Here is a 20,429-nt window from a genome sequence, read left to right on the forward strand (position 1 = left end):
TAGTCTATGGACAATACAAAAAAAGCTGATTTAATGAGGATCACATAACATTAAGTCAGCATTTACATATTTTTTTATTAGATAAACCAACTAAGGGACGATCACTTAAGCTGTAAAATTACCGTCATAGCTTAACATAACAGCTGATTTTACTGCATCCATATCAGATATATTATTGATAAATCCTAAATCTTCGTCTTTAACACGAATTTCGTATGTGACTTCATAGTCGTGGCCAGGCATGACAGATTTAGATTTTACCGAATATTTTCTAGAGCTCTCAGATACAACATGTTCGATTGAATTTTCAACATTTAGGTCACTATATTTCACAATTAATAAATAAGGATTTTCAATTTTAATTTTGTTAATAAAAATGATCAGTACAGCTCCAATTAGGATAGAACCAATCACAACTAGAGGGATAAATCCTGCTCCGCACAAGATACCTGAAACGATAGCCCAGAAAATATAGACGATATCCATCGGATCTTTAATCGGTGTACGGAAACGAACAATTGATAATGCACCGACCATACCAAGTGATAGCAGGACATTTGAAGAAATCCCCATAATGATTAAAGCTGTTGCCATCGACATGATGATAAGAGAAATATTAAAGGTGTGTGAGTAGATAACACCTGAAAAAGTTTTCTTATATACAAAGTAGATAAACAATCCTACAAAAAAAGCTACTAATAACCCGATAAGGGAGTCTACAATTGAAAAACTGCTTGTTTTTTCTAAAATACTTGATTTGAAAATATCATTAAAAGATACATTTTCCATTCTTTTTTCCTCCTAAAATTCTTTTCCATTTATTCAATTACTCATTGCCTGTGCTTATCCATACATTCGACTAATTTGGTATTTAGAATAAGCACCTGCTCTTAAGTTGTTGACTTGCAATAGTTGCTTAATAACTAATGGTAAAAATTCATCATACTTTACTTCGAGCACAACAATATCAGGATCGGTGTCAATCATTGCTAAGTTCGGATTCAACACATCATTATTTCGAAAGCTTGTACGAATTGAGCCGTCAAAGGTAACTCGAACATTTCCATATTTATAAATAAATACTTCTCTCTCATAATCAACGACTGTAAGTGGTTTTAGTTGGGAAAGGTTCATTTGATAATATAATTCCTGGATAAGAGGTCGTGAATCATGTTCCATCCAGGCTATATCTCCAAACCTTATTTGGTCATATTCGTCAGAAGTGATACGACATTTTTGTTTGTATGTTAAGTTATTTCGTTTGCTCTTTTTTTCTAAATTCAGATAGGAGGTGTTAAAATCGTATAATCTTACCCGAAATTTATCACGCTCATAATAGCCTTCTTTTTTCTGATTTAATACTTTATTTTCAAAGTTATCGAAGTAAACACTTCGAATAAAATACTTCCCGTCACTCTTTGCATGAGGGTCTACTTCCATATAGTGTTTTAGCTTATTTCTAAGAAGAAACACTTCTCTCTGTGTCATTTCATGCTTTAATTCTCGTCTACCCTTTGAGCCATTAAGGGTCATTGCCTTCATCCTTTTTTCTCTCCTTTTTTGTCTCAACTTCTGTGTTCACATTATTAGGGATGAACCTTAAACAAACCTTAAAAGATGAAAAAGAATTCAAAAAAAGAAGATTACGGTTTTGTAATCTCCTTTTTAGGTAGCTTAACTTTAAACGTAGTTCCTTTATGTTGATTTTGATTAACGGTAATCGTGCCATTATGTTTCGTCACAATCCAGTGTGCAATGGACAGCCCTAAACCGGTACCGCCTGTGTCACGGGAGCGGGCATGATCTTCACGATAGAAGCGGTCAAAGATGTATTTCATGTTTTGTTTTTTAATTCCAATGCCGGTATCTGTCACTTCAAGAACGATTTTATTATCTTCAATATAGGTTTTTACACCTATGCTATCTTGTTCTGAGGTGTATTTTAATGCATTATCAAGCAAAATAACTAAAAGTTGGTGAAGTCTTTGTTCGTCTGCTTCTATGTTTATTTTGCTATTCAGTTTTAACCAAAGATGCTTGTCCTGTGATTCCGCAATGTCTATATAAGGTGTACAAACATTGTTAACAAAGGAATCTACGTCGATCACTTGCTTAACAAGCAGTGTTTCAGCTGAATCAGCTCTTGCAAGTGTTAATAAGTCAGAAGTCAGTTTGGATAATCTTCTTGTTTCTGACAGACTCAGAGCAATATTCTCAAACTTGTTCATAATTTTTTCCTGAGGTTCTGTGAGTAATAACTCCAATTTATTTTGAATTATCGTCAAAGGTGTTCTCAATTCGTGTGAGGCATTTTCAACAAACTCTGTTTGCTTGTTCCAAGATTGAATAATAGGCTTCATCATTCTCTTTGATAAAACAAAACTTGCAGAAATTGATAGAATAACAAAGACAGAGGAACAGAGAATGATGAGATTTCCAAAGTTATGGATGATTGTTTGCTCTGCATCTGTATTGATGAAAAGTTGAACATATTCGACATCATCATTCTTATTTGGATCTTTGAAAACAAGGTATCGGAAATCATATAACTCATTAAGTGTTATATTTGTAATCACATTTAAATTTTCAGTATCCAATTCATAGTCTTGTAAATAATTCTCATATAAAGATGTTCCGATTTGATCTTGGTTGATAATTTCTCCATTTTCATTCCAATTCACCATCATAATTCGAGGGTTTGGAAAATTTCTTTTTCTTTCGGCAGGTGGAAGTTCCCGATCAAGCTTGTTTTCATGCTTAAGAGAATTCATTCCTAATGTTTGATTTTCCAGTATCATCGATTTAAATTCGGTTAATTCCTCGTCTGTTTTGGTAAAGAGGGTTGTTTGAACCTGCCCATAAATAATAAAGCCAAAGATCGTAAAAATAATGGTAAAGGCGATAAGGTTCAATACCATAAATTTAAGCTGTTCTTTTCGGAAAATTTTCTGCTTAAACATTGCCTTCACCATTCTCGGTTAACATGTAGCCTAGACCACGAAATGTTTTGATGTATTGATCATAGCCGAACTTTTTTAAGGACTTCCGGACATTACTGCAATAGACCTCAACAACAGTAGTAGATGTATCAGATTCAAATCCCCATATTCGGTCAAAGATTTGCTCCTTTGTGAGGATCGTATTTTTGTTGTTAATTAAGTACTCCAGAAGATCAAACTGTTTTCCATTTAGTTTTACAGTTTCATCTCCAATATAAGCTGTTTTGTTTTTTAGGTTCATTTTTAACTCTTTGAAGGAAATGACATGCTCCTTTAAATCCCCGCCAGCTCTTCTGACAATGGCCTCTAAACGTAAAAGTAATTCTTCCCGATGAAATGGTTTCACAAGATAATCATCAGCGCCTACCTTAAAGCCTTGAATTTTATCATCAATTCCGTCTTTTGCAGTTAACATAATAACTGGTGTTTTAATCTGGTTCTTTCTTAGCTCTTGAAGGACTTCATAGCCATTCATACTAGGAAGCATGATGTCTAATATGATGCAGTCAAAGATATTTTGCTCGGCTAAATAAAGTCCTTCTTCTCCATCAAAAGCCTGTTCTGCCTCAAACATTTCTTTTGTTGTTTCTTTAATTGTTTCCGAGAGATATTTGTCATCTTCTATAATTAATAATTTCATTTTTGATCACCTCTATTATATTAATTACTTTTTAAAATAGCCTTAGTAAAATTTATTGCTTTATAAGAAGTATAGGGAGTGGTTGATTTCCGCTACAGGATGCTCCCTTTCCGTGGGGCGTGCGGTGAGCCTCCTCGACGCTTTGCGTCTGCGGGGTCTCACCTGCAGCGCTGCTCCCACAGGAGTCTCGCACCTTTCGCTCCAATCAACCAAAATAGTTTTTTATGCATAGGAATATGAACCTTAAAGAAAATCATTTTATAAAAACTAAGAATAGATTTGATTATAGATCCAAATTTAGTTGAAATGCAAAATTATTTTGAAAAGATATTTTTAAGGTTTTATTAAGGTTCGTACTTAATAATGTTACTCACAAGGGAACAACAGTATAGAGAGAATAGGAGATGAAGGTATGAAAAAAAGATCAACTTATTATAAATTAGCTGCAACCTTATTAAGTACAACCTTGTTATTTGCATGTACAAATAATGACACGACAACAGTCACAAGTGAGACAGAAGCAGAAACAGCAGGTACTAGTACAGTAGTGAATACAGATGTAAGTAAACTAGTCAGTGAGGCTGTTTCTTATAAAGAGGATGATAGTTATACAGATTGGGAAAAAGAGGACCCAACGTACATTGAATTAAATGGAACAGAGGCGGACTTTGATTCAACTGCTGCGGTTCTTTTTGATAATAATATGCTAACGATAAAAACAGGTGGTACTTATGTGTTGAGCGGGCAATTGGATAATGGACAAATTGTTGTAGATGCGGAAGACAAAAATACCGTAAAGCTAATTTTAAATGGAGTGGACATTCAATCCTCAACAAGTTCAGCTATTTATGTGATGAATGCAGAAAAAACAATCCTTTCACTTGTGGAAGGTACAGAAAATACTGTCAGCGATGCAGATCAGTATGTTTATGAAGATTCTTCTGAAGATGAGCCGAATGCAACCATTTTCAGTAAAGACGATCTTACAATCAATGGAACAGGAACGTTATTGGTTCACGGAAATTATAATAATGGAATTGCAAGTAAAGATAAGTTAAAAATTACTGGTGGAACAATTGACATTCATGCAGTTGATGATGGGATCATGGGACGAGATCTTGTAGCTGTAAAAGAAGGAACAATACAGATTAAAGCAGGTGGAGATGGAATCAAATCAACAAATGATGAAGATACGTCAAAAGGAACCATTGCACTTGAAGGTGGAACATATGATATTACATCTGGAAACGATGCTATTCAATCTATTGCATCCTTATGGATAACGGATGGTACGTATACAATTAAATCTGGAGAAGGAAGTCCTGAAACGATTAGTAATCATGAAGAAAGAATGCCTGGACAAGAAACAAGTACAGCTGCTACAACAACAGAATCTGAAAGCTATAAAGGATTAAAAGCCTCTGTTGATATTGCAATAGGTGGTGGGAGCTTTACGATTGATTCTGAGGATGATGCAGTTCACAGTAATCAACATGTTACATTAGCAGGTGGTGAATTTACGATCTCCACAGGTGATGATGGAGTTCACGCTGATTCATCTGTTGCCACAACAGGCGGCAAGATCGACATCACAAAAAGTTATGAAGGAATTGAAGGAAAAAACATTACAATAGAAGACGGTGAAATTCAGCTTACATCAAGTGATGATGGATTTAATGTTGCTGGAGGGAATGATGCTTCAGGTATGGATATGCCTGCAGCAGCTGCTGAAGGTAGTAGTGGAACATTGCAAATAAACGGCGGCTATATATCTGTAAATGCAGATGGTGATGGACTGGATTCCAATGGTTCTATTTCCATGACAGATGGAGTCGTGATCGTCAATGGTCCGACACAAAATATGAACGGTCCGCTGGATTACGATAGTAGCTTTAACATAACAGGTGGTTTTATTGTAGCCGCAGGAAGCTCAGGTATGAGCCAATCACATTCTGAAGATTCTTCACAGACAGGTGTCTTAATGACGTATCCTGAAATACAGTCAGCTGGTACAATGATCCAACTTGAAGATCGTGATGGAAAAAATATAGTAAGCTTCACACCAGCTAAAGACTATCAAACGGTCTTTATTAGCTCACCTGAATTAACAAAAGATGCTTCCTATACGCTTTACTCTGGAGGCACATCAACCGGGGAGGAAGCAGACGGCCTATACACGGATGGAAATGCTGAAGGTGGAACAAAGGTAATAGCCTTTACCATCTCTGAAACGGTCACATGGTTAAATGAGTCCGGTGTAACAGAAGCAGCTGCTAATGGCCCAGGAGGCGGTGGAGCACCAGGCGGTGGAGCACCTGGAAGTGGTGATCAAGCTCGACCTGATATGGGAAATCGTGATGATATGTTTTCTGATTTAGATGAGGAGACAAGACAAAAGATGCAGGAGATCATGGAGCAACAAAGAAATGGTACAATAACGCCGGAAGAAGCGCAAGAACAGCTGAAAGAGCTTGGTATAGAGATGCCTGAAAGAGGTGCTCCGCCAACAGAACAATAAACAAAAAAAGCAAAGAGTAGAGTGTTAATCCTCTACTCTTTTTGCATATCATTTACTCTTTATAAGGATCAATCGTCTGAATGGTGCCATCGTCGTTGTAGTGAAGTTCTGAGTATTTCACACTTCGCTTATGGTTCACTCCATCTGATAATGAAGAGTCATGATAGAACAAATACCACTTATCCTCAAATTGAACAATGGAATGGTGTGTTGTCCAGCCGATAACAGGAGTAAGAATTTTTCCTTTATAGACGAAAGGACCTTGTGGGTTTTTACTCATGGCATACACAATATAATGAGTGGTACCTGTTGAGTAAGAGAGGTAGTAATAACCATTATATTTATGGACCCAAGCTCCTTCAAAAAATCGTCTATCTTCATCACCAGCTAAAATTGGATCTCCATTTTCATCAACAATTGAGATCTCTTGGGGTTTTCCTTTAAAGGAAAGCATATCATCTGATAACTCAGCTACAATTGGCCCCAGTGCAGGTTCATCTGAAGCCGGTTCTTTGCCATTTGGATCAAATGTACCTGTTTTCCACTTTTCAAGCTGGCCACCCCAAAGACCACCAAAATAAACATATGATTTGTTGTCGTCATCTACCAAAACAGCAGGATCTATACTAAAGCTGCCAGGTATGTAGTTTTCTTGTGGTGTGAAAGGACCTGCAGGGTTATCGCTTGTCGCTACACCAAGTCTGAAGATTTCATCATGGTCTCTTGCCGGGAAAAATAAATAATAAGTGTTGTTTTTATAAGCAGCATCAGGTGCCCAAAGCTGTTTCTTTGCCCATGGAATATCCTTTAGGTGAAGAACTTCACCATGATCCACACATGGAGAATCAAAATTGTCCATTGAGAGAACATGATAATCCTCCATTTTATACTGATCGCCATTATCATTCGATGGTTCGTCATGATCAAGGTCATGGGACGGATAAATATACAGTTTTCCCTCAAATACATGTGCTGATGGATCTGCTGTGAAAATATGTTCCACAATTGGTTTGTTTGGCTTTGTTTTCGTTTCCATTTGATTACCCCTTATTCAGAAAGATTAGTAAGCGCTTAACACATCTATTATAGCAGTGTCTTTCTAGTAAGTGAGTAATAAATCTATTATTTTTTAAAAATCAAAAAAGAGGACATTGTCCCCTTAATAATGTTTATAAAGCACTCTTAATGACATTTTTATCATACATAACGGATAGAACTGCAAAGATAGAATACAAGACTGTGTATAGCCCCATGACAATTAACATTGGTGTCCAAACCTCTGTTCCGAATAAGAACCAGCCTGATTGTACAGCAAAGTAGCTATGCAGAAGGCCTATGACTAGTGGTATTCCAAAGTTATAAACCTGTTTTACCTGAATCCCTTTTAGTAGGTCGGTTTGAGTAAAGCCTAGCTTTCGAAGGATTGTATAATTCGGTTTTTCATCTTCACTTTCATCCATCTGCTTGAAGTAAAGGATACAGCCGGATGTGATGAGGAAGGTTAACCCTAAGAAGCCTACGATGAACATAACAAGACCCATTTGATTTTTCTGACTGTTGCTTAAATTAAGCTGTGAGTCATGATTCTCACTTGTATCAAAGCCAAGGTCATTAAATAGATCGTTTGCTGCTTGAACATCATCTTTATTTATTAAACTGATTCCGATATATAGGTTCGATTCTTTTTGGATATCTTGAACAAGGTCTTTTTCTAAAAGTTGAAATGTAGATTCATCAACAATAGCAGTTGGTAATCCGCCACTAGTGAAGTACCAAGAAATAGGGTAGTTCTTCTCAAGACCCAAGTATTGTTGATCGATAACCTCTTTGTTACCAACAAATGCAATTTCACCTGAGTCTTTCAACCCCATAAAGCTTTGTAGTAAGTCATTATATCCTGTGAAGATTGTTTCATCGGGTGAAACATCAATACCATCAATATCTTCATCACTTACAACAGGCATTTGCATTGAGTCTGGATCAGTATTTAATCCCTCTAGCTTCGTATTCATGATGTTTTTTGCGTTCACATTAGCTTGAAGAACAGGAATGACTTTTTCTCGATAACCTATATTCTGCTCTGTTAATTTTTGTCTGAATTGCTCTGCATCCTTTTCAATTGTAAAAGAGAAATCGTCAGGAACACTATTATTAGCCATCTGCTCAGCTGAATAATAAGAGATATAACTTAGTGATAATAATCCGATGGCAAGGGCAGAAACTGTCGTAATAATTGTTAATAGCATGGCATTTGATTTCATACGAAACATAATAGAAGAAAGAGATAACACTTCATGAATATTTAGATATCCTTGCTTCTTTTTACGTATCACATTGGCAATAAAACGAACGGAGCCTTTGTAAAACAAATATGTTCCAATAATAACTGAACCAAGGATAAACACCATAGCTAAAAACAATGCATTCATTGACGTAAAATCTCCATCAAATAATTTCGATGAGACATAATACCCCGAAATAATAAGTGTTAATCCAAGAACTCCAATTAGAATTTCCACTACAGAGATCTTTTTTACTTTCTCCTCTGATGATGACTTCACTCTAAACAGTGATAAAATGCTCTGTTTTCTTATAAAAAGAAAATTCATTGCCATAATGACAAGATAAATCGCACTAAAGACGATGACTGTTTGGATAAAGGCCTGTGTGGAAAAGCGAAGAGTTGCGACGCTTTCTACAGCAGTAACCTTAAATAGAATTAGCGTAATCAGTTTTGAAAAGGAAAATCCAACAAAGATTCCAAGAAATAATGAACTAAAATATAGAATGATATTTTCCAAACTCAAAATACGAAAAATCTCTTGTTTGGTCATTCCAATTAATTGAAATAAACCAATTTCTTTACTCCGCCTTTTGATAAAGATGGTGTTTGCATACAAGAGAAAAACACCAACAATGGCAACAAGTAGAATCGATGCCGATTTAATAGCCGCTCCACCCTTAATAGATCCTTTTGCAGCATCCATTGCAGGATCATACTGTAAAGTAACAAATGCAAAGTATAGAGCAACCGTGAAGATTAAGGCAAATGCATAGAGAGAGTAATTTTTAATATTTTTTTTAAAGTTTCGAACAATTAGTTGATTAGTGCTCATATTGTACACCGCCTAGAACACCTTGGGTTTTAATTATGTCTTTAAAGAACTCCTGTCTTTCCTGGACACCTTTATGCAATTGCGTGTAAATTTGTCCATCTTTAATAAAAATAACTCTGTGACAAAAACTTGCTGCAGTTGGATCATGTGTAACCATAATGATCGTTGCTTTTCGCTTTTGATTTAATTCACTCAGCTTTTGCAAAAGATCTGAAGCTGATTTGGAATCAAGGGCACCGGTCGGTTCATCAGCAAAAATAATACTAGGTTCGTGAACAAATGCCCTTGCAGCAGATGTACGTTGTTTTTGTCCGCCGGAGATTTCATTTGGATACTTGTTTTGCAGTTCATGAATTCCCAGTTGTGTAGCTAAAGCTTCAAACTTTTCATTTGCTTCTTTTCGTGGAGTTTTTGTAATTGATAAAGGCAATAATATATTTTCCTTCACTGTTAAAGTATCTAGTAGATTATATTCCTGAAAGATAAATCCAAGATGATGCTTCCGAAATTCAGCCAGTTGCTTCTCTTTCATTCTTGTCATTTCTTTTCCTTGTATGAAAATTGTGCCATCACTCACACGATCAATTGATGAAAGAACATTAAGTAAGGTTGTTTTTCCAGATCCTGAAGCACCCATGATGCTGACAAATTCACCTTCCTCAATACTAATATCTATCCCCTTTAACACTTCCTGTTTATTGAACTTATTTCCAAAGCTTTTATGAATTTTCGTAGCTTCCAATACTTTCATTGTAAAAACTCCTTATCTTAAAAATGATACTTTCATTATATAAAGAGAGAAAAACCATTTCCTTCGATTAAGCTAACAAAATAAAAAAGCATGTGACAATGTTGTCACATGCCCATCACATCTATAAATTCATTTCTCTTTGAAAAGATCAATGTAAAGGTTGTCCCAACATATAATGTCGACTCTACCTCTATATGAATATGCAAGGTTTGGGCCACCTTTTTAGCTAAATATAAACCCATTCCAGTAGAGGATTGATCAGAATGATTGGTAGTAGAAGTAAAGCCTTTGTCAAATATCCGTGAAATATCTTTTGGGTCAATTCCCCGACCGGAGTCAGATATTTGTAGGATGACCTGATTATTTTTGGTTAGGCTTTTTACGGTAATATCTGAGTCTTCACTATACTTAACAGCATTTGTTAAAAGCTGTCTTATTATAAAGGCAAGCCACTTTGCATCTGTTAACACTTCAGTTGTATTTAATTTAAGATCAAAACCTATCCTTTTTTGTATACACCAGGTTTGTAATGTCTTGATTTCATCAAAAAGCAACTGCTCTAAATCTGTTTTTTCTATATGTAAATCATTCTCGATAAAACGTATTCTTTTTTGGTGAAGCTGCTGATCCAGTAATAAATGAATTCTTAGCCACTCATACGTTACATCTGACTTGAGTTTTTGATCTTCAATCCTATCAAAAATCAAGTGCATAGCTGTTAACGGTGTTTTGACTTCATGAATCCATGAAAGAAGCTCATCTTTTTCCTGCTCAAGAATTATTTTGTTTTGAGAAGCTAATTGTTTTAATCTTTCTGTTTGTTCCGTGCTACTTGTAGTAATGATTTTCTCAAAAGGCGTTTCAGGATTGGGTAAATCTGTTGAATCAAAGTTATTTTCCCGTTCTCGTAACAATTTATAAAATTTCGTTTCCTTGTTGTATCGGAAGATGAGGAAAATGATAAAAAGTAATGTGATAATAAAGACAATATAAAGAATAGGTTTAAGTGTTAATACTGGATCCAGATAAGCTACAAACAGGATGAGCAGCTGCATGGAAAAAATGAACAAGATCCAACTAATTCTCTCAATTAAAAACTCCTTAATCATAGATGTCCTCTTCAATCGCACGATACCCTTGTCCTACCTTTGTTTCTATATGATGTCCTAATCCTATTTCATCCAACCGTTTTCGAAGTCGATTGACATTTACGGTTAATGTATTATCACTTACAAATCGTTTATCATCCCATAAGCTATTGATGATGTTTTCCCTGCTGACGATATTGTTCTTATGTTGAATAAGAAGCTTTAAAATAAACATCTCATTTTTGGTTAATTCAATTGTTCCGGCATCATTGAATACTGCGTTTTTTTCAAAATCAACAGTAGCATTACACCATGTTTTCACATTTGTTTGTTCTGTACTATAGTCATACACCCGACGTAAAATAGCCTGAATTTTTGCAATGAGAACATCAAAGTGAAAGGGCTTTTGAACAAAATCATCTGCCCCCAGCTGCATGGACATAACCATATCGGTCGGATGATCCCGTGACGATAAAAAGATAATAGGAACCTTTGAAACACTACGAATCAATCGACACCAATGAAATCCATCAAACTTGGGCAATTGAATATCAATGATGACAAGGTCAGGCTTATGATCTGTGAACTCCTGCATAACCTTATTAAAATCATGAATTCCTTCCACATCATAAGACCATCCGGCCAACCGCTCTTTGACCTCATGAAATAAAGATCGATCATCCTCAATTAACAATATTTTAAACACTGCTTTCACCACACTGACATAAATTTAGCTGATAAGTAAAGTCTATAGCAAAAAATTCCTTTTTTCTATTATTATTGCTTTTTGTGAGAGGGGTAATGACAAAATAGAGTGATTTTTAGCGTGGAAATGTCTTTCATAGAGGTGATGAAAGTCCTTCTAATAGAATAAAGATAAAAAATAAGAAGGGCACAAAATAGCACCCTCCTCAAACAGCTTAAATCTCAATATCTACCCCAATACTATCAAGTCTGCCAGACTCACGGATAAATGCTGCAACTGCTTGATGATCTTCGTTTGCAGAATATGCGTCCAATGCAGCTTGATCCTCAAAACGAACCATAAGAATCACTTGATATTCCTTGCTTTTTTCAGCCAGGTTTAATCCTGCTTGAATTTCTACAATCCCGGTTAATACCTCATCTAATGCTTTAAAACGTTTGATGACTTCCTGAAGCTGTTCTTGTGTTGTTTCTTCCCTGAATTTTAATAGAACTGTACGTTGAATCATGCTATTCTCTCCATTCTAGTAAAAGTATCGTTGTTCATTTTACAGATTACCAAATGATATAGCAATTATAAGAAATCTAGTAAATCGGTATTATTTTAAATAGAACTAGGATTTCTACCGTTCCTATTAAAATATCCCTTCATATATTGCTACTAAACGATATGGAGGTGCTTTAATGTTTGGCTACTCAATGATTCAAATGGTTCATACTCATGCAGACAAGATGGACCAGCCATTAAGAGAACAGATTTTAAACCTTTATGAGCCACTAAAATACACACCAATATTTTTTCACAAGACCATAGAAGAAATGATTAAAAGCAAAAAGAAGGTACCGGTTATTATTGAATTTGAACAGGATCAATATGATAAGGGCTGTGAAGAATTAAATGGAACGATCCAAAAATGCCCTAATAGTCATATCAGACAGAATTTCCCAAGGGTATCATGTAGTAGTGTTGACCTTACACCAAATACGTTAGGGGAATTACTCACAACTTGTCATGGTATTAAAAGAATTCACTTAAACAGTGAAGTTCGTGCTTTATTAGATGTAGCAGTGCCATCGGCAAATGCCAAAAATGTAGTAAGAAATAACACTGTATTAACCGGAAAAGGAGTCAAAATTGCCATTATTGACACAAGGCATTTATCCACATGAAGATCTGAAAGGAAGAATTACTGACTTCGTTGATTTCGTTAATGGCCGGACAGATCCGTATGATGATAATGGCCATGGAACACACTGTGCAGGTGCAGCTGCAGGAAATGGCGCGGCTTCATCGCAAAAATATAGAGGGCCAGCTCCTGAAGCTGATTTAGTTGGTATAAAAGTATTAAATAGCATAGGATCAGGTTCTCTTGAATCGATTATGCAAGGAGTGGAATGGTGTATTCAATATAATGAGCAACATCCTACAGACAAAATTGATATCATGAACTTATCTCTAGGTGCGACCGCTCAAGCGTACAGTAATGAAAATAAAGATCCTATGGTTCAAATGGTTGAAGCTGCATGGCAGGCAGGTATTGTTGTTTGTGCTGCAGCAGGGAATGAAGGACCTGAAAGTCAAACAATTGCTAGTCCTGGAATAAGTGATCAAGTCATTACGGTTGGAGCATTAGATGATCGAAACACTGCTAGCACTAAAAAGGATGATGTGATTGCCGGCTTTTCAAGTCGAGGTCCAACTATTTACGGAGTCGTTAAGCCGGATATTGTTGCTCCAGGTGTTAATATTGTCTCCTTAAGATCACCTAATTCTTATTTAGATAAGTTTCAAAGAGCAAACCGGGTTGGGCAATCATACTTTACGTTATCAGGGACATCAATGGCTACTCCAATTTGTGCAGGTGTCGTTGCCTTAATGAAACAGCAAAATCCGTCCTTACAACCTCAAAAGATTAAACAGTTATTAAAAAAAGGCGCAGATTTTTGGAAGGGAAGAGATCCAAATATATATGGAGTAGGATATATTAATGCGGAAAAATCCATTCCTAAAAGATAAGTTATTTCCTAAGAAATGAAAATAGGCAGTCAACCGTTTGATGGCAGACTGCCCTCTCTTTTATTTCTTAAGTAATAAATACACAAAGTAGGGTGCACCTATCAGTGCCACCATAATCCCCGCAGGTAGCCCATCGGGTTCAATTAAATTACGTCCTACTGTATCAGCAAACAATAAGAGAAAACCGCCAACTAATACTGCAATAGGAATAAACAATTGATTTCTTGGACCTACCAGGGCTCTTGCGATATGAGGTGCCATTAGCCCAATAAAGGAAATTCCGCCTGTTACAGATACAGCAGAGGCTGCAAGCGCGACAGCTGTTAACAATAAAACAATCCGTTCTTTTTCAATAGAAAGACCAACACCGACTGCAACCGGTTCACTAAGGCTAAGAATGTTCAGACGGTTGGCTTTGTAAAGTGTAAAAGGGATAAGGATAATTAGCCAAGGAAGAAGGGCGAGAATAAATGGCCAGTCTGTACCCCATATATTTCCTGCCAACCACTTGGCAATAAAGTCAACTTTTACGCGATCCGCAGATGAAATGAGAACAATCATTAGGCCTGATAGAGCAAGTGAAAAACCTACCCCGATCAAGACCAGTCTAATTGGTTGTAATCCCACCTTTCGGTCATAAGAAAAAACATAAATTAAGATGGCTGTCACGAGAGCGCCAAGAAAAGCAACGATCGGCAGCATATAGATAAATGAGCCTGAATCAATTGGGAAAAATAAATAAAACAACGCAATTGCTGCCCCTGCACCGGAGTTTATTCCAATAATACCAGGCTCAGCTAACTCATTTCTCGTAATACCTTGCAGGATTGCTCCTGATAATGCAAGTGCCATTCCTGCCAGCAGGGTAATTATAATTCGGGGCATGCGGATAGAAAATAAAACGAATTCATCCTTAAATGTTCCCTGGCCAAGGAGAGTCGGAATAATTCGGTTATATGAGACAGAAGAAGTTCCAAGTCCCAGCCCAATAATAACTGTTAGAATAATAAGTATGATAAAAATAGCAATAAAAAGCCGCTGTTTTTTGACTAATGATGTTTGAATCATGAGAATGCCCTGCCTCCTTTCTTGACAATAAGTAAGAAGAAGGGGATGCCCATGACGGCAACAATTGCAACCACCGGTGTTTCAAATGGAGCGTTCATCGTCCGGCCAAGGGTATCAGCTAAAAGCATGAAGGCTGCACCAACAATTGCTGACATCGGAATAATAAAACGATAATCGGTTCCAACAATAGCCCTTGCTATGTGTGGAATCATAAGACCGATAAAAGCCATATTTCCAACAAGTGCGACTGAAGCACCTGCAAGTAAGATAATCATAATGAAAAGAACGACTTTAATTTGAAAGGTCTTTTGACCAAGTCCAACTGCCACTTCTTCACTTAAACTAAGAATCGTTAACTGTTTTGAGAAAAACAATGTAATAATCATTCCAATGATAATTACAGGTACGATGATTTGTAACTGAGACCAGGTTGTACCAACCAAACCTCCTGCTGTCCACATAGATACATCTTTGGAAGTTTTCGAATAAAGACCAATTCCTTCTGCAATTGCATAGAGAAATGCTGAAATAGCAGAGCCGGCTAATACAATACGAATTGGGGAAAAGCCGCCTTTCTTCATTGAGCCTATTCCAAATACTAATAAAGCCCCAACGCCAGCACCAATAAAGCAGGAAACCATCACCCAAAAGTAGTTAGCTGATGGTAAAAATGAAACCATGATTGCGAGCGCAGCATTAGCACCTGCCGTTAATCCAAGTAACCCGGGATCTGCAAGTGGATTCCTTGTCATTCCCTGCATAATAGCACCGGAAGTAGCAAGTGCTGCACCAACAAAAATTGCAGCAACCTCACGAGGTAATCGAATCTCCCGAATGATGGTGATCTTCTCATTTGTTATATTCGACATAACCGAAAGCCACACATCTTTAACAGAAATATCGGCGGCTCCAAATACTAAAGAAATGATAAATAAACAGATAAATACTAGGATGGCAGCAACATATTTAAATATATATGGAATGAATAGTTGGGTGTTCTTTTTCATGTATCTCATCTTTTCTTTGGAAATTTTCGCTAGTGTAACGTTTACATAATGTTCTAAAGTCCTATCCATACTTTAACAAAAAATAGAGAGGAATTCTTTAAAAGAATTCCTCTGTACCCAAAAACCAAGTCTTGCCTCTTATTTTTCACCTAAGAATGATTCTTTAAAGAAGGCTAATTGGTGTTCTAATGTGATTGGATCACTGAAGGATGCACCGTTTCCTTCCATTTCATATACTTGATTGTTTTTCACGGCAGGGATGTTTTTATATGTTTCAGTTTCCTGGAATGAAGTATCTGCATCTGAATACTTACTTAAAATGACGTAATCACCGGCATATTCAGGAAGAACCTCAGCTGAAAGTGTATAGTAACCTGATTCTAATGCAACTTCTTTTACTTTTTCAGGCATTTTCAAGCCCATTCCTTGATAAAGAATTTCTGTTCCTCTTGCCCAGTTATCGCCGTATACATATAAATCTTTTCCATAGCTTTCAATGACAGATACTGTTGCATCTTCACCAATTTTTGCTTTAATTTCTTTACCGGTTTCTTCTACACGGGATTTGAAATCTTCCACCCATGCTTTAGCTTCTTCTTCTTTGTTTAAAAGCTTACCGATTTCTAGATGTTGTGTTAAGTAATCAACTTTACCCCATGTATATGTGACAGTCGGAGCAATTTCACTTAGCTTATCGACGTTTTTAATTGTTGAAAGCCCAATAATTAAATCTGGCTCTAGTTCGATAATTTCTTCTAAGCTTTCATCCGTTACTTCTACTGCATCTTTTAATTCATCTGCAAGAATTGGGCTGTTGATCGCCCATGATTCAGCACCTACTACGTTTACTCCTAGATCAAGAACATTACCAGCAAATCCGGAAAGTAACACAACACGTTGCGGGTCAGCCGGAACTTCAATAGGTCCATTTTCAGACTCATATGTAATCGTTTCCGGTTGTTTATCTTCAGGAGGGGTGCTTCCGTTTCCTTCGTTTTCAGATGTTGAATTATTGTTGCCACATGCACTAATAACTAGCAACAGCAGCAGCGTGAATGGAATTAACAGTTTCTTCATTTTTTTCTTCTCCCTTAAGTAAATTATATGTGATGCACATCGGCTTGTTTGTGCGTGGATCTGTGCCTACTTCAGCATCGATATGGAAAACTTTTTTTAATACATCATGTGTGATAACTTCTTTACAATCACCGGCTTTTATGACCTGACCATCTTTTAACGCAATAATATAGTCAGCAAATCGCGCAGCTTGGTTTAAATCATGTAAAACCATAACAATAGTACGTTCTTGTTCTTGGTTAAGTTTTTGGAGAAGTTCAAGTACTTCCAGTTGGTGAGCCATATCTAAGTAGGTTGTAGGCTCATCTAAAAAGATGATGTCTGTTTCCTGAGCAAGGGCCATTGCAATCCAAACTCTTTGACGTTGACCCCCTGATAAGGCATCAACGGGTCTGAATTTAAAGTCTTTTGTTCCCGTTACTTCAAGTGCCCAATCAATTACTTCATAATCTTTTTTTGTTAAACGACCAAAGCCTTTTTGATAGGGGAAGCGTCCATAAGATACTAGTTCGCCTACGGTTAACCCACTGGCACTTTCAGGTGTTTGGGGAAGGATTGCCATTTTCTTCGCGAGAATTTTCGTATTTACCTTAGAAATATCTCCTCCGTCCAAAACGACATTTCCCGATTGATGTGGAATGATCCTTGTAATAGCTTTTAATAAAGTAGATTTTCCACAACCATTAGATCCAATGATGGTTGTAATTTTTTTATCTGGAATCTCTACACTAAGATCTTTTACAATCAACCGTTCACCATATCCAATTTTTAAATTATTAGTGTAAAGGCGAACCATATAATGTAACCTCCGTTTATATAGGTTTTTTTGACTATCAGAATGTATAGAGTTTACTTAGTTTTTATGTCTAACCGCAGTTTATACACATTAAAAGAAATGATTGTAATGAAAATGATTATCATTACTGAATAACTAAATTCTATAATTCCATTTTACTATTGTCAATGTATAATTTCATGTTGTAAAAGTTAGGAAAGCGTTGTATAGTAAATGAGAATGATAATCATTGATGTTCAAGCTAAGGAGTGAAAGGAATGGACTCACAAGAAATATATGATGTTACGATCATTGGGGGAGGGCCAGCAGGACTTTACTCAGCTTTTTATAGTGGACTTAGAGAAATGAAAACAAAATTAATTGAATTTCAACCACAGCTCGGTGGAAAAATACATGTATATCCTGAAAAAATGATATGGGATATTGGTGGGCAAACACCTATACTTGGAGAAAAATTAATTGAACAATTAGTTCAACAAGCATTAACATTTGATCCAACAGTCGTTTTAGGTGAAAAAATCGAATCGATTTCACGTGATGAAAATGGAATGTTTACATTGTTAGCTTCATCTGGATATAAGCATTTATCAAAAACAGTCATTATTGCTGTTGGAGGTGGAATATTAAATCCGCAAAAGCTTGAAATTGAAGGAGCAGAAAAGTTTGAAGTTTCAAATCTACATTATACAGTAAAATCGTTAAAACGATTTAAAGATCGTACGGTTGTCATTTCAGGTGGTGGGAACTCAGCAATAGACTGGGCCAATGAACTGGAACCAATTGCAAAAAAGGTATATTTAGTACATAGAAAGCCAAACTTAACCGGACATGAAGCCCAAATCACACAATTGATGAATAGCACGGCTACTTGCATTTATCAAACATCGATTACAAAGCTAATTGCTCGTGAAAATCATGAAGATATTGAAAAAGTAGAATTAACAAATCAAGAAACAGGAGAAGTCACCTATTTACCTATAGATGAGGTCATTATTAATCATGGTTATGAACGAGATGCATCATTACTTAAAAATAGTCAGTTGGATGTATCCTTAATTGATCAATATTTTGTTGAAGGCACATCCAGTAGTGAATCTTCAATCAAAGGAATGTATGCAGCGGGTGATATTTTGAAGCATGAAGGAAAACTGAACCTGATTGCAGGAGCCTTTCAAGATGCAGCAAATGCTGTAAATAAAGCAAAGCAATATATTCAACCGGACGCTTATAAAGTTGGAATGGTGTCTTCACATAATGAGTTATTTAAAGAACGGAATAGAGATCTTGTGAAGCAGATGATCAAATAATGTTAATGTCCCATTATGTTTATGGGGCATTTTTTAGTATAAATAAACATTTCATTTTATTTGTATCATGTAAAATCAGCCTTAGGAAGAGTAAGTGAAAAAGCCTATCATTCCTCACCAGCAAAAAGCAAATGATTGGAAGATAGATGCTTAATTAAGGAAACAAGGATTTAAAGTCACGAGGGTAAGTGGCAGCAACATTGTAGAACGTATGCCCCATTGTTTTAAAGAGAGTAATAACAAGGTTGAATTAATAAGAGAGAAGGCTAGAAACCCTCTCTCCACTTTATCAAAATCGATTTCTTGCTCCTTTGTTTCTTCCTTTATTCTATTTCAAGAGATTTCCATGATTAAACTAGTTGATTAATTAACCTTCCGGTATATATAATTAATAAAAGAGTGCTAATTAATCTTTTAAAATTTTAAATCTATACCTAACAAAATCTTAGGAAAGAATGACAAAAATAGCAAAGGTCATTCGTTGTAAAAATTCTGGTAAGTAAAAAAGGGGGGATACATCTATGAAAAGAAAAGTGACTTATCTTTTCATTAGTCTCGTTGCAATAATCATGATAGGTTTTCTTGGTTTCATTACATGGTCACAACAAACGTATGAGCCATCGCAAAAGCTTTATACACTGGTAAATAAAAAGGACATTAAGTATGACAAAGATTGGATTATCTTCAACTCAAAAGATAATAATCAAGTGGGAATTGTATTGTATCCTGGGGCAAAAGTAGAACCGGAAGCATATAGTTACTACGGTAAACAATTAGCAAAGCAAAGTTATCTAGTCGTTATACCTAATGTAAATCTTAACTTCGCATTGTTTGACTCGAACAAAGCACAAGAGATAATAGATACTTACTCCTCTGTCCAAAAATGGATTGTAGGTGGTCATTCTTTAGGCGGTGTTACTGCATCTAAATTTGCGTATAATCACCCTAAAGAAATTGATGGTGTGTTCTTGTTAGGTTCTTACCCTGATGAAGGAACTGATTTCTCAAAAAGGAATCTTCCTATGCTTTCAATCTATGGTGAAAAAGATGGTTTATCAACGGTAGAGGAAATTGAAGATACAAAGCATTTGTTGTCAAAAAAACAACCATGCATGAAATAAAAGGTGGTAACCATGGTCAATTTGGCATTTATGGAGCACAAAAAGGGGACTTTAAATCATCTATAACTGTTAAGAAACAACAGGACGAAATGGTTAGTGTTACTTCGACATGGATAAAAGAAAATATTAATTAATTAACAATTTGTTATAAGAGAATTCTGTTGAAGGGTGATGTTTATAAGTCAATGGATCTTTTAATTAAAGCCTTATGAGCAAAAA

Annotated in this window: 16 protein-coding genes and 2 pseudogenes; 4 read left to right on the forward strand and 14 right to left on the reverse strand. The window is 36.0% G+C overall.

Annotated elements, in window-relative coordinates:
* Nucleotides 1-105: 105 nt before the first annotated feature.
* From AC0L8O_RS23055 to AC0L8O_RS23070, 4 genes are all read right to left on the reverse strand, one after another.
* Complete coding sequence (locus tag AC0L8O_RS23055; RefSeq protein WP_216775008.1) at nucleotides 106-789, reverse strand: DUF4956 domain-containing protein; 684 nt, start codon at nucleotides 787-789, stop codon at nucleotides 106-108.
* A 54-nt stretch (nucleotides 790-843) separates the two neighbouring features.
* Nucleotides 844-1,542: a polyphosphate polymerase domain-containing protein gene (locus AC0L8O_RS23060; RefSeq protein WP_473445551.1), complete on the reverse strand. Its 699-nt coding sequence runs from the start codon at nucleotides 1,540-1,542 to the stop codon at nucleotides 844-846.
* Between the two features lie 101 nt (nucleotides 1,543-1,643).
* Entirely contained in the window at nucleotides 1,644-2,960 is a 1,317-nt protein-coding gene (locus AC0L8O_RS23065) for a sensor histidine kinase (RefSeq protein ID WP_473445553.1), read from the reverse strand.
* On the reverse strand, nucleotides 2,953-3,639 hold the full coding sequence (locus AC0L8O_RS23070; protein WP_473445555.1) for a response regulator transcription factor: 687 nt from the start codon (nucleotides 3,637-3,639) through the stop codon (nucleotides 2,953-2,955). The genes AC0L8O_RS23065 and AC0L8O_RS23070 overlap by 8 nt, the downstream gene beginning before the upstream one ends.
* Nucleotides 3,640-4,051: 412 nt before the next feature.
* On the opposite strand from AC0L8O_RS23070, the gene AC0L8O_RS23075 reads away from it, so the two are divergent.
* Nucleotides 4,052-6,157: a carbohydrate-binding domain-containing protein gene (locus AC0L8O_RS23075; protein ID WP_473445557.1), complete on the forward strand. Its 2,106-nt coding sequence runs from the start codon at nucleotides 4,052-4,054 to the stop codon at nucleotides 6,155-6,157.
* A 52-nt stretch (nucleotides 6,158-6,209) separates the two neighbouring features.
* On the opposite strand, the gene AC0L8O_RS23080 is transcribed toward AC0L8O_RS23075, so the two are convergent.
* The 6 genes from AC0L8O_RS23080 to AC0L8O_RS23105 all read right to left on the reverse strand — a co-directional run bounded on the left by AC0L8O_RS23080 (nucleotide 6,210) and on the right by AC0L8O_RS23105 (nucleotide 12,326).
* Nucleotides 6,210-7,193, reverse strand: a complete 984-nt coding sequence (locus AC0L8O_RS23080) for a glycoside hydrolase family 43 protein (protein ID WP_473445558.1) — start codon at nucleotides 7,191-7,193, stop codon at nucleotides 6,210-6,212.
* A 133-nt stretch (nucleotides 7,194-7,326) separates the two neighbouring features.
* On the reverse strand, nucleotides 7,327-9,273 hold the full coding sequence (locus tag AC0L8O_RS23085) for an ABC transporter permease (RefSeq protein WP_473445560.1): 1,947 nt from the start codon (nucleotides 9,271-9,273) through the stop codon (nucleotides 7,327-7,329).
* Nucleotides 9,263-10,024 carry an ABC transporter ATP-binding protein gene (locus tag AC0L8O_RS23090; RefSeq protein WP_473445562.1) on the reverse strand — a complete coding sequence of 254 codons (762 nt, stop codon included), beginning with the start codon at nucleotides 10,022-10,024 and terminating at the stop codon, nucleotides 9,263-9,265. Before AC0L8O_RS23090 ends, AC0L8O_RS23085 begins: the two co-directional genes overlap by 11 nt.
* A gap of 104 nt (nucleotides 10,025-10,128) precedes the next feature.
* Complete coding sequence (locus AC0L8O_RS23095) at nucleotides 10,129-11,133, reverse strand: sensor histidine kinase (RefSeq protein WP_473445564.1); 1,005 nt, start codon at nucleotides 11,131-11,133, stop codon at nucleotides 10,129-10,131.
* On the reverse strand, nucleotides 11,126-11,818 hold the full coding sequence (locus AC0L8O_RS23100; RefSeq protein WP_473445566.1) for a response regulator: 693 nt from the start codon (nucleotides 11,816-11,818) through the stop codon (nucleotides 11,126-11,128). Before AC0L8O_RS23100 ends, AC0L8O_RS23095 begins: the two co-directional genes overlap by 8 nt.
* Nucleotides 11,819-12,032: 214 nt before the next feature.
* Nucleotides 12,033-12,326 (reverse strand): Dabb family protein, encoded by a 294-nt coding sequence (locus AC0L8O_RS23105; protein ID WP_026562973.1) that lies wholly within the window; start codon nucleotides 12,324-12,326, stop codon nucleotides 12,033-12,035.
* Between the two features lie 175 nt (nucleotides 12,327-12,501).
* Here AC0L8O_RS23105 and AC0L8O_RS23110 point away from each other — a divergent pair.
* A pseudogene (locus AC0L8O_RS23110) lies at nucleotides 12,502-13,834 on the forward strand (S8 family peptidase).
* A 60-nt stretch (nucleotides 13,835-13,894) separates the two neighbouring features.
* Here the strand turns inward: AC0L8O_RS23110 and AC0L8O_RS23115 are convergent.
* From AC0L8O_RS23115 to AC0L8O_RS23130, 4 genes are all read right to left on the reverse strand, one after another.
* Nucleotides 13,895-14,902 carry a FecCD family ABC transporter permease gene (locus AC0L8O_RS23115; protein WP_473445568.1) on the reverse strand — a complete coding sequence of 336 codons (1,008 nt, stop codon included), beginning with the start codon at nucleotides 14,900-14,902 and terminating at the stop codon, nucleotides 13,895-13,897.
* Nucleotides 14,899-15,909 (reverse strand): FecCD family ABC transporter permease, encoded by a 1,011-nt coding sequence (locus AC0L8O_RS23120; RefSeq protein WP_473445570.1) that lies wholly within the window; start codon nucleotides 15,907-15,909, stop codon nucleotides 14,899-14,901. Before AC0L8O_RS23120 ends, AC0L8O_RS23115 begins: the two co-directional genes overlap by 4 nt.
* 138 nt (nucleotides 15,910-16,047) lie before the next feature.
* Complete coding sequence (locus tag AC0L8O_RS23125) at nucleotides 16,048-16,986, reverse strand: iron-hydroxamate ABC transporter substrate-binding protein (RefSeq protein ID WP_473445571.1); 939 nt, start codon at nucleotides 16,984-16,986, stop codon at nucleotides 16,048-16,050.
* Nucleotides 16,937-17,782 carry an ABC transporter ATP-binding protein gene (locus AC0L8O_RS23130; protein ID WP_473445573.1) on the reverse strand — a complete coding sequence of 282 codons (846 nt, stop codon included), beginning with the start codon at nucleotides 17,780-17,782 and terminating at the stop codon, nucleotides 16,937-16,939. The genes AC0L8O_RS23125 and AC0L8O_RS23130 overlap by 50 nt, the downstream gene beginning before the upstream one ends.
* Nucleotides 17,783-18,039: 257 nt before the next feature.
* Here AC0L8O_RS23130 and AC0L8O_RS23135 point away from each other — a divergent pair, with 257 nt between their 5' ends.
* Both AC0L8O_RS23135 and AC0L8O_RS23140 read left to right on the forward strand, forming a co-directional pair.
* Nucleotides 18,040-19,089, forward strand: coding sequence for an NAD(P)/FAD-dependent oxidoreductase (locus tag AC0L8O_RS23135; RefSeq protein ID WP_473445575.1), 1,050 nt, complete (start codon nucleotides 18,040-18,042; stop codon nucleotides 19,087-19,089).
* 521 nt (nucleotides 19,090-19,610) lie between these two features.
* A pseudogene (locus tag AC0L8O_RS23140) lies at nucleotides 19,611-20,344 on the forward strand (alpha/beta fold hydrolase).
* Nucleotides 20,345-20,429 lie beyond the last annotated feature (85 nt).

This window comes from Metabacillus sp. KJ11-3, from assembly GCF_055808295.1.

What these genes read in the sequence shown, in the direction of transcription:
- AC0L8O_RS23070 (WP_473445555.1), bottom strand. Translation starts at nt 3,639, where the DNA reads ATGAAATTATTAATTATAGAAGATGACAAATATCTCTCGGAAACAATT.
- AC0L8O_RS23105 (WP_026562973.1), bottom strand. Translation starts at nt 12,326, where the DNA reads ATGATTCAACGTACAGTTCTATTAAAATTCAGGGAAGAAACAACACAA.
- AC0L8O_RS23080 (WP_473445558.1), bottom strand. Translation starts at nt 7,193, where the DNA reads ATGGAAACGAAAACAAAGCCAAACAAACCAATTGTGGAACATATTTTC.
- AC0L8O_RS23130 (WP_473445573.1), bottom strand. Translation starts at nt 17,782, where the DNA reads ATGGTTCGCCTTTACACTAATAATTTAAAAATTGGATATGGTGAACGG.
- AC0L8O_RS23090 (WP_473445562.1), bottom strand. Translation starts at nt 10,024, where the DNA reads ATGAAAGTATTGGAAGCTACGAAAATTCATAAAAGCTTTGGAAATAAG.
- AC0L8O_RS23125 (WP_473445571.1), bottom strand. Translation starts at nt 16,986, where the DNA reads ATGAAGAAACTGTTAATTCCATTCACGCTGCTGCTGTTGCTAGTTATT.
- AC0L8O_RS23055 (WP_216775008.1), bottom strand. Translation starts at nt 789, where the DNA reads ATGGAAAATGTATCTTTTAATGATATTTTCAAATCAAGTATTTTAGAA.
- AC0L8O_RS23075 (WP_473445557.1), top strand. Translation starts at nt 4,052, where the DNA reads ATGAAAAAAAGATCAACTTATTATAAATTAGCTGCAACCTTATTAAGT.
- AC0L8O_RS23060 (WP_473445551.1), bottom strand. Translation starts at nt 1,542, where the DNA reads ATGAAGGCAATGACCCTTAATGGCTCAAAGGGTAGACGAGAATTAAAG.
- AC0L8O_RS23115 (WP_473445568.1), bottom strand. Translation starts at nt 14,902, where the DNA reads ATGATTCAAACATCATTAGTCAAAAAACAGCGGCTTTTTATTGCTATT.
- AC0L8O_RS23065 (WP_473445553.1), bottom strand. Translation starts at nt 2,960, where the DNA reads ATGTTTAAGCAGAAAATTTTCCGAAAAGAACAGCTTAAATTTATGGTA.
- AC0L8O_RS23085 (WP_473445560.1), bottom strand. Translation starts at nt 9,273, where the DNA reads ATGAGCACTAATCAACTAATTGTTCGAAACTTTAAAAAAAATATTAAA.
- AC0L8O_RS23120 (WP_473445570.1), bottom strand. Translation starts at nt 15,909, where the DNA reads ATGAAAAAGAACACCCAACTATTCATTCCATATATATTTAAATATGTT.
- AC0L8O_RS23135 (WP_473445575.1), top strand. Translation starts at nt 18,040, where the DNA reads ATGGACTCACAAGAAATATATGATGTTACGATCATTGGGGGAGGGCCA.
- AC0L8O_RS23095 (WP_473445564.1), bottom strand. Translation starts at nt 11,133, where the DNA reads ATGATTAAGGAGTTTTTAATTGAGAGAATTAGTTGGATCTTGTTCATT.